The organism is Lacrimispora sp., assembly GCF_046972725.1.
Lineage (GTDB): Bacteria > Bacillota > Clostridia > Lachnospirales > Lachnospiraceae > Lacrimispora.
Window position 1 is genome coordinate 630,725 of sequence record NZ_JBKVXF010000001.1, and the last position, 15,366, is coordinate 646,090.

The 15,366-nt window shown below is 42.6% G+C and carries 10 protein-coding genes and 1 pseudogene; 8 read left to right on the plus strand and 3 right to left on the minus strand.

Features of this window, described 5'->3' with window-relative positions; all coding sequences use genetic code 11:
* Positions 1-2 precede the first annotated feature (2 nt).
* The 7 genes and pseudogenes from ACLTWA_RS03235 to ACLTWA_RS03265 all read left to right on the plus strand — a co-directional run bounded on the left by ACLTWA_RS03235 (position 3) and on the right by ACLTWA_RS03265 (position 10,507).
* Entirely contained in the window at positions 3-233 is a 231-nt protein-coding gene (locus ACLTWA_RS03235) for a transposon-transfer assisting family protein (protein WP_412326107.1), read from the plus strand.
* A gap of 761 nt (positions 234-994) precedes the next feature.
* On the plus strand, positions 995-1,339 hold the full coding sequence (locus ACLTWA_RS03240) for a TnpV protein (protein ID WP_412326108.1): 345 nt from the start codon (positions 995-997) through the stop codon (positions 1,337-1,339).
* A 1,658-nt stretch (positions 1,340-2,997) separates the two neighbouring features.
* Positions 2,998-8,178 (plus strand): annotated as a pseudogene (locus ACLTWA_RS03245) (SNF2-related protein); the annotation flags it as partial.
* The gene (locus ACLTWA_RS03250; protein ID WP_412326109.1) at positions 8,178-8,513 is read left to right on the plus strand and encodes a plasmid mobilization protein; all 336 of its coding nucleotides are present in this window, start codon (positions 8,178-8,180) and stop codon (positions 8,511-8,513) included. The pseudogene ACLTWA_RS03245 and the gene ACLTWA_RS03250, both read left to right, overlap by 1 nt.
* Before the next feature lie 88 nt (positions 8,514-8,601).
* A complete protein-coding gene (locus ACLTWA_RS03255) occupies positions 8,602-8,874 on the plus strand; it encodes a hypothetical protein (RefSeq protein ID WP_412326110.1) in 273 nt (90 codons plus the stop codon).
* A 225-nt stretch (positions 8,875-9,099) separates the two neighbouring features.
* Positions 9,100-9,852: a Cthe_2314 family HEPN domain-containing protein gene (locus tag ACLTWA_RS03260; RefSeq protein ID WP_412326111.1), complete on the plus strand. Its 753-nt coding sequence runs from the start codon at positions 9,100-9,102 to the stop codon at positions 9,850-9,852.
* A gap of 13 nt (positions 9,853-9,865) precedes the next feature.
* Positions 9,866-10,507 (plus strand): hypothetical protein, encoded by a 642-nt coding sequence (locus tag ACLTWA_RS03265; protein ID WP_412326112.1) that lies wholly within the window; start codon positions 9,866-9,868, stop codon positions 10,505-10,507.
* 152 nt (positions 10,508-10,659) lie between these two features.
* Here the strand turns inward: ACLTWA_RS03265 and ACLTWA_RS03270 are convergent, their stop codons facing one another.
* Together ACLTWA_RS03270 and ACLTWA_RS03275 are read right to left on the minus strand one after the other, a co-directional pair.
* Positions 10,660-12,108, minus strand: coding sequence for a hypothetical protein (locus ACLTWA_RS03270; RefSeq protein WP_412326113.1), 1,449 nt, complete (start codon positions 12,106-12,108; stop codon positions 10,660-10,662).
* A complete protein-coding gene (locus ACLTWA_RS03275) occupies positions 12,105-13,103 on the minus strand; it encodes a hypothetical protein (protein WP_412326114.1) in 999 nt (332 codons plus the stop codon). Before ACLTWA_RS03275 ends, ACLTWA_RS03270 begins: the two co-directional genes overlap by 4 nt.
* A gap of 81 nt (positions 13,104-13,184) precedes the next feature.
* Between ACLTWA_RS03275 and ACLTWA_RS03280 the strand changes: the two genes are divergently transcribed.
* On the plus strand, positions 13,185-14,585 hold the full coding sequence (locus tag ACLTWA_RS03280; RefSeq protein WP_412326115.1) for a relaxase/mobilization nuclease domain-containing protein: 1,401 nt from the start codon (positions 13,185-13,187) through the stop codon (positions 14,583-14,585).
* A gap of 291 nt (positions 14,586-14,876) precedes the next feature.
* On the opposite strand, the gene ACLTWA_RS03285 is transcribed toward ACLTWA_RS03280, so the two are convergent.
* Positions 14,877-15,230, minus strand: coding sequence for a helix-turn-helix domain-containing protein (locus ACLTWA_RS03285; protein WP_412326116.1), 354 nt, complete (start codon positions 15,228-15,230; stop codon positions 14,877-14,879).
* Between the last annotated feature and the right edge of the window lie 136 nt (positions 15,231-15,366).

Consider the following 15,366-nt stretch of genomic DNA (forward strand, 5'->3'; position numbering starts at 1 on the left):
TTATGGGAAAATTTACGATGGAAGAATGTAACCTCATGTGCATCTATGACACAGGCACAAAGGAAGGTCTGCTTGCGGAGCTTACGGCAATGCAAGTACATTTACAGCCGGACGAAACTGAGCTTTTGGAGCTGACCCACCGTGTAATGGATAAACTCACTGCCATGACCGATGAGGAATACAGAGAAATTACGGCAGAGCTTATTGCCGATTTTGAAGAACAGGAGGACTAATATGTCAACAAAAGCACAAGCCTTAGCACAGATGGCAGAACAAACCGCTAAACAGATCACAAGCAGCCGCACAGGTTGGACGGGGTTTCTAACCACTGTAGGACGGCTCTACAAGTATCCTTATTATGAGCAGCTTATGATTTACGCACAGCGACCCGATGCAACGGCTTGTGCGGACTTCGACCTATGGAACAACACGATGCGGCGATATGTTCGCCGTGGTTCAAAGGGGATTGCTCTCATTGACCCCACAGGCGATACCCCAAGACTGCGATATGTTTTTGATGTAAAGGACACGGGCGGCGGAGAACATTCTCGCCGCCCTTTCCTTTGGGAAATGCAGGACTATCACGAGGCTCCCGTTTTGCAAATGTTGCAGGACAAATTCGGAGAAAACAGCGAAGATCTTTCCGATGCTTTTTACAACATTGCATCAGCTCTCGCAAAAGAGTATTATGATGACCACAGGGCAGACATTCCCTACATCGTCCCCGGTAGCTTTTTAGAGGATTATGATGAGGATAATATCCAAATAGCTTTTGAAAATGCCGCCACCGTCAGCATTGCCTACACCCTTATGCAGCGGTGCGGACTAAACCCCGATGAATACTTTGAGCACGAGGACTTTTTAAGCGTTTTTGATTTCAACACACCAGATACCGTTGCCCTCTTGGGTACGGCGGTCAGCGAACAGTCGGAACAGGTATTCAGACAAATATCCATTACCATTGCTAAAACAGAGCGCGAAAGGAGCAAAGAGCATGAACAACCTAACTTACAGCCAGAGCGGGGATTATCTGATACCCGACCTCACAGTGACCGAGCAGGTGCAGCCGATAGGCAAATACGGCAGAATGAGGAAACAGTACCTCATGGAACATCGGACACCCTTATTCCATTCCCTGCTGCTGTCCGAGAAACTGTTTCCCCACCTATTGGAGATAGACCAGACCGCCACCAGACGAATGGAGCAGATTATGGCAGACTTGCAGAAAGTGCAGCCAGCTCCCGACAAGATGACCCATCAGATGGAATGGGTGGGATACATGAACAATCTCAAGGCACAGGCAGAGGAAATGATACTGACGGAGCTTATATACAGCTAACCCTGTTCCCATCGGAACAGGAACAGATACAGAGAATTGGGTCGAGCGAAATGCCTGACCCTTTTTCTATGTCCCAAACAGAGATTGACCATATCCTTCGCACAGGAGGCAATCAGAATAACAGCATTTTCCGCATTGTTTTCATGTATCAGAAAGCAAAAACCACTGAGGAAAACATCGCTTTTTTACAGAAAGAATTTGGCACAGGCGGCAAAGGACTGTATTTAGGCGGCACAAAGGTTTCCGTCTGGTACAACGAGCAGGGTATCCATATTGCAAAGGGTGAAACAGCTCTTTATGCCAAAAACAAGCAGCTTATTCCGTGGGAAAATGTCGAGCAGCGTATCACAGAGCTTTTGTCGGAGGGGCAGTTTGTGCCGCAAGATGCCTTTTCAGATGCCAAGGATTATGAATACCAAAGCCTTGCGGAACGCCTATGGTATCTGCACCAGAACTTTTCAGATGATGCCCCTCACACTTACTTTGGCGAGGAACTGTTTCAGGGTGGTTTCCCAAACTCCACACAGCAGATTACAAAACTGCTTAGAGAGCCTGCCGAGCGTGAAACCATCATTGCAGGCTTACAGCGATTTGCTGCCGACTACGAGCAAGACAGAGAGCTTTTGCGGTTTCATTTCTATCAACCAAAAGAAATGATTGCTGTTTTTGAAGATTTACGATTGCCGATAAAGGCGTTTTCGTCCGTTCTCACTGATGTCCCGTCCCTTAAAATGTTTGTAACCCAAGATGAGGTTGACACTGCTCTGGCATATGGAAGCAGCTTTCAAAATGGCAAATATCGCATTTATGAGTTTTTCACTCAACCTCACAGTCCCAAAGAGAAAGAGGATTTTTTAAAAAATGAGTACGGTACAGGCGGCGGAACACACGCCCTTTCGGGTGCAGACAACAGCTATGAAGACCACAGTGCCAAAGGACTGGAATACAAGCGTGGGGAAAAAGACGATAAGCTCCATTTGAAGTGGAATACCGTTGCAAAGCGAATTGACTATCTTATTGCCAATGACCGCTACCTTACCACCGTGGAAAAAGCACAACTTGCAGAAAAACAGAGGGAAAATGCAGGACTAACTGAAACTACTACCGAGCCTGTGACTACTCAATCAGAAATTACAGTCCCCCCACAGCCATTTTCAGCAACAGCTCCAGAGGCAGAGCCGATGGCTGCAATTACTGCCGTGGACATTGATAGCGCACTACAAGCATGGAATGGCGATGGGGGCAGCAAATTAAGGGTACTTTCCTATATGCAGCTCCATAGCCGTGAGCGTGGCACAGCGGAATGGTTAAAAGGTGAATACGGCGGCAACCTCCCTATGTTCTCCATCAGCAAGGGGGGAAATGCCTTAGAAATGTCATGGGCAAAGGTACAGCGGCGAATTGGGCAGCTCGTAGCGGAAGGTGCTTTTTATACCGAGCCAGAGCAAGATACCGCAGACTATGGTTTAGAGGACGAACCCCCTCGTTATACGGTAGAACTTACCTCCGATGCCTATGATGAACCTTTCATCATAAGGGATAACACTGTTCCCGATATGCAAGATGGAAGATACTATGAGGTTGAGGATATTTATCAGACCTACATGACCGAGGATGAGGCACAGGCGGTTACAGACCACTTAAACGGTACTACACCAGAGCCGATGCAAGCGGAACAGCCAGAGCCACCGTCAGAAACACCCACAATTCCATACAACATAGGCGATACTGTTTTTCTTGAAAACGGTACGCCTTTTTTAATTGAAGAAATCTCTGCCCACCAAGTCACCCTGCGTGATCCATCATTGTTCTATCCTATCCTGCGTGCTGAAAGTCACGAGAGCTTTACAAGGCTTTTGGAACGGTATCCTCAGCCAGAGAAACCACAGGAAACAGCAGAAAACTTCCGCATTACTGACACCCACTTAGGCGAGGGCGGCAAACGAGAGAAAATTGCCCGAAACATTACCGCTATTACCACTTTGCAGACCATTGAGCGTGAAAACCACCCTGCCACCAAAGCAGAGCAGAAAATCCTATCAGCCTATGTCGGTTGGGGTGGCTTGCCCGAAGTCTTTGACAAAGCAAACAGCAGTTTCAGCAGTGAATATATGCAGCTCAAAGCTCTCTTATCCGAGGACGAGTACGAAATGGCACGAGCCTCCACCCTCAACGCACACTACACCAGTCCTACGGTCATCAAAGCAATTTATGATACCGTGGAACGAATGGGATTTTCCACGGGCAATATATTAGAGCCTGCCTGCGGCACAGGCAACTTTTTTGGTATGCTGCCAGAGGGTATGCAAGGCTCTAAACTCTATGGTGTGGAGCTTGACAGTATTACAGGCAGGATTGCAAAACAGCTCTATCCCCCAGCCAACATTGCTATCACAGGCTTTGAGAAAACCGAGCTGCCCGACAGCTTTTTCGACCTTGCTATCGGTAATGTACCCTTTGGTAATTATAAGCTGGGTGAAAAGCGGTATGACAATCAAAACTTCCTTATCCATGACCATTTCTTTGCAAAAGCTCTGGATAAAGTTCGCCCCGGCGGTGTGGTTGCTTTTGTCACTTCAAAGGGAACGATGGATAAGCAATCCCCCGAAGTACGACGCTACCTTGCCCAGAGAGCTGAGCTGTTAGGGGCAATCAGACTGCCGAACAATGCCTTTCTCAAAAATGCAGGCACAGAGGTCACTAGTGATATCCTGTTTTTACAAAAACGGGATAGACCGATTGATGTGGATAGGGATTGGATACACCTTGCCAAAGATGAAAATGACATTACCTTAAACAGCTATTTTGCAGAACACCCCGAAATGATTTTAGGCACGATAGAGCTGAAAAGCGGTCAGTTTGGTATGGAAAGCACTTGTACCCCTCTGCCGGATGCCGACCTTGCAGAACAGCTTCAGAGAGCCACCTCCAATATTGAGGGCAGTATCCCCTATGCAGATCTGCCCGATATGGAGCTTGGCTCTGACAGTTCTATCCCTGCCGCCCCAACGGTAAAAAACTTCTCCTACACCCTTGTAGACGGCGAAGTATATTACCGTGAAAACAGCCGCATGGTGCGGCCAGAGCTTAACCAGACCGCAAAGGAACGAATAGCAGGACTTGTAAGTCTTAGAGAGTGTGTGAATGACCTTATCCGCTATCAGCTTGAGGACTATTCAGACGAAACCATCTCACAGGAGCAGGCAAAGCTAAACCGCCTTTATGACAGCTTTACCGCAAAATACGGACTGATTAACAGCCGTGGTAACAGCCTTGCATTTGCAGAGGACAATTCCTACTATCTCCTCTGCTCTCTGGAGGACATTGATGAAAGCGGTAATCTGAAAGCCAAAGCTGATATGTTCACCAAACGCACCATTAAAAAGCGTGTATCCGTTACCTCTGTGGACACCGCAAGCGAGGCTCTGGCTCTTTCCATCGCAGAAAAGGCAAAGGTAGACATCGGTTATATGGAACAGCTCACAGGATTATCCTCTGAGCAGATCGCCACCGACCTTAGAGGTGTTATTTTCTGTCTGCCCAACCTTGAAAACGAGGGCAATCCCCACTATGTCACCGCCGATGAATACCTCTCCGGCGATGTAAGGCAAAAGCTCCGCACCGCTAAAATGGCGGCAAGGGTATCCGATATGTATGCCCCTAATGTATCAGCTTTGGAGGCGGCACAGCCAAAAGACCTTGAGGCTGCGGAAATTGATGTCCGTCTTGGTGCGACTTGGATTGACAAAGAATATGTGCAGCAGTTCATGTATGAGCTGTTTGATACCCCATGGCGAAATCAAAACCAGATTGAGGTAAAATACGCTCCCTTCACCGCCGAGTGGAATATTACAGGCAAAAGTGCCGTTGGTTACAACAATGTGGCGGCTTATGTGACCTATGGAACAGACCGAGCCAACGCATATAAGATTTTAGAGGATACCCTAAACCTCCGTGATGTGCGTATCTATGACACTGTGGTTGACCCCGATGGAAAAGAACGGCGGGTACTGAATAAAGATGCTACCACTCTGGCACAGCAAAAACAGCAGACCATCAAAGATGCGTTTCGAGATTGGATATGGAATGATGCCGACAGGCGGCAAACCCTTGTAAAAAAATATAACGAGAAATTCAACTCCATTCGCCCCCGTGAGTATGACGGTCAGCACATCAATTTCAGCGGCATCAATCCCGAAATCTCCCTGCGCCCCCATCAAGTCAATGCCATAGCTCATATCCTCTACGGTAACAACACCCTGCTTGCCCACGAAGTCGGTGCAGGAAAAACCTTTGAAATGGTTGCCGCCGCTATGGAAAGCAAGCGGCTTGGACTTTGCCAAAAACCACTGTTTGCCGTACCAAACCACCTCACCGAGCAATGGGCAAGTGAGTTCCTAAGACTTTATCCTGCCGCCAACATCTTGGTGGCCACAAAGAAAGATTTTGAAAAGAGCAACCGTAAAAAGTTCTGTGCCAGAATTGTCACAGGCGATTATGATGCGGTCATCATCGGTCATAGCCAGTTTGAGCGTATCCCTATGTCTTTGGAACGGCAGGAACGTCTTCTCCGTGAACAAATTAATGAAATCTTGAACGGAATTGAGGAAGTCAAGGCAAGCGGCGGCGAGCGTTTTACCGTCAAGCAGCTTGAGCGTACCAAAAAAGGATTGGAGGAACGGCTCAGTAAATTAGAGGCACAGGAACGAAAAGACGATGTAGTGACCTTTGAGCAGCTTGGCGTGGATAGGCTCTATGTAGACGAGGCACACAACTATAAAAACCTGTTCCTTTACACCAAAATGCGGAATGTAGCAGGACTATCCACCACCGATGCCCAAAAGTCCAGCGATATGTTTATGAAATGCCGTTACATGGACGAGCTGACAGGCGGCAAGGGCATTGTATTCGCCACCGGCACACCCGTATCGAATTCCATGACCGAGCTTTATACCATGCAGCGGTATCTGCAATACTCTACCCTCCAAAAGAACGGACTCTCCCACTTTGACTGTTGGGCGAGTACCTTTGGGGAAACCGTAACCGCTATTGAGCTTGCTCCCGAAGGAACAGGCTACCGTGCAAGGACGAGATTTTCTAAGTTCTTTAATCTGCCAGAGCTGATGTCCATGTTCAAAGAGGTTGCGGATATTAAGGTTGCAGATGAGCTTGACTTACCCACCCCTAATGTTATCTATGAAACCGTGGCGGTAAAGCCTACGGAAATTCAATCGGATATGGTGCGTGAGCTTTCTGAGCGAGCCGCCAAAGTCCATGCAAACAAGGTTGACCCCTCCGTTGACAATATGTTAAAAATCACCTCCGATGGTCGAAAGCTTGGACTTGACCAACGCATCATTAACCCACTCCTGTCCGATGACGAGGGCAGCAAGGTCAATGCCTGCGTGAACAATCTCCACCGCATTTGGCAGGAGGGCGCTGCCGAAAAACTGACACAGCTTGTGTTCTGCGATATTTCCACCCCAAAAGGCAGAACAGCCGCACAGGAGTTAAAGGCGGCAAAGGCAGGTACACAGACCGTCAACGGTGTGGAGCTTGCGGCTCTGGAGGATAGTCTGCCCGATGAGGTGCTGATCCCTACCGCTATTTTTAATGTCTATGACGATATTCGGAGGAAGCTCGTAGAAAAGGGTATCCCCGCTCATCAAGTAGCTTTTATTCACGAGGCAAATACCGAGGTGAAGAAAAAAGAGCTGTTCGCAAAGGTACGGTGCGGCGATGTTCGGGTATTGATTGGCAGTACCGCAAAATGTGGAGCAGGCACAAATATTCAAGACCGCCTTGTGGCATTGCACGATTTGGATTGCCCGTGGCGTCCGGGGGACTTGACACAACGCTCCGGCAGAATTGAACGGCAAGGAAATCTCAACGAGGAAGTGAACATTTACCGCTATGTCACCGAGGCAACCTTTGATGCTTACCTCTGGCAAACCGTCGAAAATAAACAAAAATTCATCAGTCAGATAATGACCTCAAAAAGCCCTGTCCGTTCCTGTGAAGATGTGGACGAGGCGGCACTCTCCTATGCGGAAATCAAGGCTCTATGTGCAGGCAACCCAAAAATCAAGGAAAAAATGGACTTGGATATTGATGTCTCAAGGCTCAAGCTCCTAAAAGCCAACCACCAGAGCAGCCAGTACCGTCTGGAGGATAACTTGCTCAAATACTTCCCCGAAAACATAGAAAAAAACAAAGGCTTTATCAGAGGATTTGAGCAGGATTTAAAAGTGCTTGCCGAGTTTCCCACCGCCGAGGGCATATTCCTGCCAATGGTCATTAAGGGCGATACTCTTACAGATAAGGACAATGCAGGGGCAGCACTCTTGGAGGCTTGCAAAGAGATTAAAAGCAGCGCCCCTGTGGAAATCGGCAATTACCGAGGGTTTACCATTCTGTTATCCTATGGCGGCATAATGGACGGTCATCAGCTCACCTTAAAGGGAGCAATGAGCCATACTGCTAAACTGGGTATGGATGCGAGGGGTAACCTCTCTCGTATTGACAACTCTCTTGCAGCTATGCCGGAACGGTTAAAAGCTGTGACGGATCAGCTTGATAATCTCTATAAGCAGCAGGATGCGGCAAAGGCAGAGCTTGGCAAGCCGTTCCCGCAGGAACAGGAGCTGAAAGATAAGGTTTCCCGCCTTGCCACTCTGGATGCGGAGCTGAACATGGATATGGGTGCAGCACAGCCACAACCGCCAGTGGAGAGGGTTTCTAAGAACAACCGCCCATCGGTACTGGAAAGCCTTAAAATGCCACCCACAGCTACCAGAGAGCCAAAGGTGAAACACGAAAAAGGAAGGGAGGAACGATAATGGCACACCGCCAGAGAAAAATACAACTGCATTTTATGGTGACGGAACATGAGCGTGGCTTGATTGCTGAAAAAATGGAACGGCTCGGCACAAAAAATTTAGGAGCCTATCTCCGCAAAATGGCGGTTGATGGGTACATGATACAGCTTGATTTAGCCGATGTGAGGGAACTGGTTTCCCTCCTGCGGCAAACAAGCAACAGCTTAAATCAGCTCACCAAACGGGTACACGAAACAGGCAATGTCTATGGAAATGACATCGAGGACTTGCGGCAGAGCCATGACAGGCTTTGGGAGGTGGCAGACGAAATATTGACCCGATTATCTTCAATCTGAAAAAACCTTATTAACAAGATGGACAGCGATATTTTATTTTGCTATGCTGTTTGCATAAAATCAGCTTGTGCTTAAGAGAGGAATATCCATGAGAATATTGTTTAAGATACTGCTTTTCCCTGTTACTCTGATGCTGACAGTCCTTGTGCTGTTCTGCCAGTTTGTATGCTTAATTGGAACAACTTTGCTTTCCATCTTGGCATTTTTGATAGCCGTGGTTGCTCTTGGCATACTGCTCTTTAGCGGACGGCCTGCGGAGGGGTTTAAGTATCTCATCATCGCCTTTTGCATCAGTCGTATGGCATACCAATGCTTGCGGCTTGGCTTCTCAGCAAAGCAGAGGCATTTAATGAACTCTTGAAATCTATATAAAAATGAATGCGGGGAGAAAGCAGACTTGTGCTTTCTCCCCTTAATTGCCGCCTTAGTAGAAGTGTCACAGGAAAACAAGGGCGGCGAAGCTGTTTATCTCGACCCTTGTTTTTCTGTGATGCTTCTGCTATTTTTTGTATTTAAAAGCTGTTGATGAATTTCTGATTTTTATATGCTAAAATTACTCTATTAACAGTTAATCGGGAGGCATATAATGAACGAACAAAAGGATAAAGAAATACTCTATTTTCAAAACAAGCTTTCAAGTGTAGATTATAATCCACAACGATTCAAAATAATGTTTGGAGAAGATAAATTTTTGTTCGGTGTAGTTTCCGCCGGGAATGATGATGCTCCATTCGGAAAACTAATGCAGTATAAAACCATACATGATACTTTGATGGATTTAGATTGGAAAATTAAACTATCATTTAATGAGACAATTAAATTCTCTTACTCTGATGAAGTAGCAAGTAATTTCAGCTTAATGAGAACGGATACTGAAGAAGAAAGGCTAGCTTACTATTATCTTGAAAATGCGTTGTTCCGGACTTCAAGTTTATGGGATATGTTAGCACAGTTATATAGACTTTACTTTGATATAAACATTCCAAAAGAAAAAGTTTACTATAAACAGATATTTAATCCCACGAACAATTACAGTCATGATTTTAAAATTAAAGCAACTGAAATTTACGGGTACATTGAACAAGATGATAACACGGATTGTGAAGATGAATGGAAAGGAAATCATTCATTTGCCAATGCCCTTAGAAACAAAATGACACACAGGAATTCACCAAATGTTGCTGTTATGAGCGACTTTGATATGAATTTGAAATGCCATCCAGTATTTCAAATTAAAAGAGTTATTGAAGACTATAGTGTCGTTTCTCAGTACATTAAGGATATATTAGACCAAATTGAAAACGATATTATGGATTCGTTCAATTATGAAGAGAAATAATATGAGGTGACTTATGAAAATATTTTTGGAAAGTGGAAAAATGGAGCAATCAGCACATTTTGGATGGCAGAACAAAGACCTGGCATTATATGGTTTGCGAGAAGGATATAAAAATAGTGCTGATGATTTAGTTGAAATAGCAATAGAAAATGGAACTCCCAAAACTTTAGATACATACATATTCCCAATATTGTTTTCTTATCGCCATTGCCTAGAAATTTCATTAAAGCACATTTATCTACGTTGCTTTGGAAAATTGCCAAAAGGAGGGCATAATCTTCTCACGCTTTGGGATGAAGTAAAGCGTAAAGTTATTGATGACTTTATTAATAATAAGTCTGCCGTTGAGAATGTCAAATCATATAAAGAAAACTTTGTATCATACTCATTAGAAGGGATAAGCTTATCGAAAGTGAGGCTTTTGCTTAAAGAATTTCAAGAAGCCAACCAAAGAGATTCTGAAAGAATTAATCCTTCTGAAAAGCAAACAGACCAAAATGCAGAAGTATGGAGATATTTAATAAGCACTGATAACGATTTGTATTTTACAAGTGGTCATTCAATAGACTATCTTGCGTTGAGAGAAAGTATTTCATTTTTATATGAAGTGTTTGATTTTATATATCATATTATAGATGAATATTTATCATCTTAAAAATTAGGCACTTAGATTGGAAACATCTAGGTGCTGTTTTCATTTTTATCAAGAGGTTACCTTACATTTATAAAATAATTATCAAAATTGGAGTACAAAATAGCAAGAGTGACATTAGGTGATGTCACTCTTGCCTTAGCATACGATATTTATTATTGTTGACGTAATTCATTGATTAGTCGGTCTTCTATCTCAATAACATTTATATTATCAATATCATATTGGAAAATTGATGCAATTATAATTTGGTTATTAGAAAAATCACGATTTAAAATATCAATCATAGACTTAACATTTTCTTTCGTGACCTCTCTCCCACTAGGTGAGTCAAGAATAATCGGCAGTGTGGTATTTAACTTTTTTTGAACTTCAACTATATAAGCAAGTTTAAAAGAAAAGACAATCTTGTGCAATATAGTTCCAGACAAAGATTTCAAATCATCTGTAAAAATATAATCTGATGAAGGAACAATATATTGTTCAAAGTCCAATTCTTTAGCGTATTTCATGATAGTATTATGAATGCTTGTAACAACATCGTTGTTATATTTCGTTAAAAGAGTAATTTGCTTTTTCAGTTTGCTTCTTTCTTTTTCCAAACTCGAAATAACATTTGATACTGCCATTTGATTAACTTCAATTTTTGAAATATTTCTGTCAAAGCTTTCAATAAGAGTTTCTGTTTTAAGCAATTGTAACTGCTCGGTCTGACTGCGTTCATATTTTTCAGCTTTGCTTTTCAAGGACGAAATCTTAGATGAAATCATTTTTCTCTTTGCCAACAAAAACTCAACCGAAAAATCGAAACCAATAATGGTATCTCGATTGACCGGAATTGGATTTCCGTCCGATCCCTTAACTGCAATCTTCATTTTTTCAATAAAATTTTTGAATGAATTATTTTCAGCAATGACAGCGTTCACTCGTTTTAGCTCTGTTTCCAATGATGAGATTTCAGAGTTTAGCATTTCGAGAAGTTTCTGCTCTTCTTCATCTTTAGTTTCAAAGACAATATTGCTTTCAGCTTCGTTTAATTCTTGCTGATATTCAGAGACACTAAACATTTGCTTGTATTTACTTAATTGTTGCTCAACAGAACGCAGCTCTTTAGTTAGATCATCACAATTTCTGTCAGACAGTCCCCGAACCAACTGCTCAATATTGAAGCGTATTTTCCCGATAATTATTCCTCGGTTCAGTAATGTCCAACCTTTTTCTTGGTCAACATAAAATACGCCCAAAATATTATTAAGCAGGTCATTGTTTTCAGTGCCATATACTTTTGAATGAAAAGCATTTTGGTCAGTCGGAAGAACAAAGTGTTCTTTGCTACCGTTTTCAAAACTAACTTCCAAGTACTCACTATTCCGTAAAATTGTAATTTTTCCCATAGAACAAGTTATTGTAGCTTCCGTTATGCATTTTTCAAAGCGTATATTTTTAGTGCTTGGTATGGGATAGCCCAAAGAGAACAGAAAAAAACGAATCAGTGTGGTTTTTCCCGTGCTATTTTTCTTGCTATATATCAAGTTGGATTTATCTGAAAGGTCAATACATCTCTCAAACAGACCTTCAGTTATTTTAAGAGAATGAAATATCATAAATTCACCTTCTTTGCGATGTCATTTGCTAAAAACCTGTTTGTTATAATTTTTTGCAGTATAATTTTAACCACTATATCCTGAACTTCTTCGCAGATTACATTTAGCTCAAAAACACATTTGTAATCATCACATTTTGCGGCAATGAATTCAGCGATTTTCTTGTTGCCCTTTTCATCAGACTTAAAGTCTTGAAAGTCAAACAAAACTTGAGAAATGAACTCAAATTTTTCGCAGCGATTATTGATTAAATAACGGTAAGAGCGAATAATTTCTTCCACTGCACCATCATCATAATCTTCTAAGAGCGTATGCTCTGGATGAAGTTGCGATTGTAAAACTATTATTGACCACATAAGGTCTTTCTTCTTTATAACTAAGTCCAAATCACCTTGAGTACAATTATGAAAAAATTCATGCTGCCATATTTCCAACAATTCATCTGCCATTCCCCGAGTATTGTTGTTAAGCTCAAAAAGAAATTTATCAACACTATCTTTAATCACTCGGTATCTTTGCTGAAAATCATCTGTAAAAAATGGAATAACGTGAATTTCTAAATTGGATGTATCAATGTGCTGTAAAGGTTTTTTTGCAATTTCAAGGTCAATTATATCCTTGCAAGACTGTGGCAAATCAGCATAAGATAAGCGTGAATGTCCATAAAAGGCACTCATTGTATTATCAAGATTAAAAGGATTAGGCGAGTTTGTAACATAAATAAGCTTATGATAATCTTGATGTTCTGCATCATCATTTAAAGTCTCTAATCCTGCTTTTAATTTGCTTCGTACATTGCTGTAATCATCAATTCGCATTACAGATTTTGCTTGTGCATATATATTCTCTTTATTTTCCAAAAGAAGTTCAATATCTTCTTTTCTGCCCTCAACTCGAACACTCTTTATAGCTTTAATATTTTCAAGCATCAAAACAATTGCAGCATTGACTTGAAAATCCCAACCAAAAGATGAAGGGGTGGCATTTCTACTCATTGAATGCACCTCCTAACTTATACTTACCCATATTAATTATACCAAATTCAGAAATGAAATTCAACACAAGGAGGTGTTTCAATGGCTACCACTCGTTTAATTCCCATGCACCAAAACAAAGGCAAGAGTATTGCACAATGTCTCTCTGACCGTACTGATTACGCTCAAAATCCCGATAAAACCAATGATGGCGAACTCATCAGCTCCTATGAATGTGACCCTCGCACAGTGCAGGGAGAATTTATGCTTTCTAAGCGGCAGTACCACCAAATAACTGGTCGAGAGCAAACCAATGATGTGATTACCTATCAGATACGCCAGTCCTTTAAGCCGGGGGAAATTACACCAGAGCTTGCTAATCAAATCGGCTATGAGCTTGGATTGAAATGGACAAAGGGAAAGTACGCTTTTATCGTTGCAACCCATGTTGACAAGGCTCACATTCACAACCACATTATTTATAATTCCACCTCTCTGGACTGCACTAAAAAGTTCAGAGATTTTTTAGGCTCTGGCAGAGCTGTCGGAAAAATTAGTGACCGCCTTTGCCTTGCATATGGACTTTCCATTATCGAAAATCCAAAGCGTGGAAAAAACAATTATGGCAAGTGGCTTGGCAATAAAAAAGCTCCCTCTTTCTCCGATAAAATTAGAGAAGCTATTGATGCGGTTCTTACGAAAAAGCCTGCTGACTTCAATACTTTTCTGCTTGAAATGCAAGCCGCAGGATATGAAATAATGCAGGGCAAACACATATCTTTTTTAGGTAAAGACCAGAAAAAACCTATCCGTTTTCGCTCTCTTGGCGAGGGGTATTCTGAGGACGAAATCAGAGCTGCCATCAAAGGAATTAAACCGCTTATCTCCAAAAGAAACCACACACAAAAACCTGTGCAGCGTGTTAATCTGCTCGTGGATATACAGACAAAATTACAGGCAGGAAAAGGGGCAAGCTACGAGCGATGGGCAAAGGTTTTTAACCTCAAGCAAATGGCACAGACCATCAATTTTTTATCAGAAAACAATCTCCTTGCCTATAAGGATTTGGAGCAAAAAGCTCAAACCACAACCTCTACATTTAATGAGCTTTCTGCCAAAATCAAAGCCGCTGAAAAGCGTATGGGCGAGATTGCCGTACTGAAAACCCACATCATTAATTACGCAAAAACTCGTGATACTTATGCCGCCTACCGCAAGGCAGGATACTCAAAAAAATTTTATGATGAACACACCGCAGAGTTGCTTTTACACAAGGCGGCAAAGTCAGCTTTTGATGAATTGCAGATGAAAAAACTTCCCACCGTTAAGACCATCCAAGCAGAATATGCAGAGCTGCTTTCCGCTAAGAAAAAAGCGTATGCCGAGTATGTGACTGTTAAAAAATCCATGCAGGAAGTCCAGACCGCAAAGGCGAATGTTGATCATCTTTTAGGATATGATGTCCTCTTGAATGAGAAAGAAAAAACACAGGAACAGCGATGAGCTGACCTGTGTTTTATAGCCTCCGTAGGAGGCGTAGCCACTACCACAAGGTAGTGTTCAAATGGGGATTGGGGATACTCCCCAACAAGCAGATTTGCCAAAAATCCCGTCAGGGAATTTTGAGCAAAATCGCAAGGTGTGTACCACCTTGCCCTGCTTGCCACGTTACTTAATCGTTAGTATCAACAACAATAAAAAATAGTTTTGCCAGATAAGCATAAAAGAAAAAACGCTGCAATCCTCAAAAGTTTGCAACGCTTCTCATTCCATATTTTGTTGTGTTCGGGACATTCATTTGTCCTCTGCTTCGGCTTCCTTAATCTCTTTTGCTGTGGCGGTAACTATACGCAATCCCTTATCGCTTATATCGTCAAGCAGGCTTTCAAGCTGTCTGCGCTGCGTAGACTTGTCCGTTTCTTTGTTTGGAAAAAAGAATTGGTCTACCGATACGTCTAAGAGAGTGACAAGCTCATAAAAAATTTGCAGGCTTGGGTGCTGTCCGCTGTTTTCTATGGACGCAATATATCGAGGGGCAATATTCATTTGGTCTGCTAACTGATTTCTCGATATTCCCTTTGTTTTTCGTGCTTCTTTTATGGCTTGACCGAAAGCCTTAAAATCATATTTGTCGATTTTTCGCTTCATGTTATTTCACCCTACTACATTTTACTGTTCATATTCTTGGCGAGATATGATTACACATATCATATTATTGACAAATATAGAGCATAATAGGTTTGTTTACCTTAAAGATATTGACAATTAAGTCTTCTTATATTAA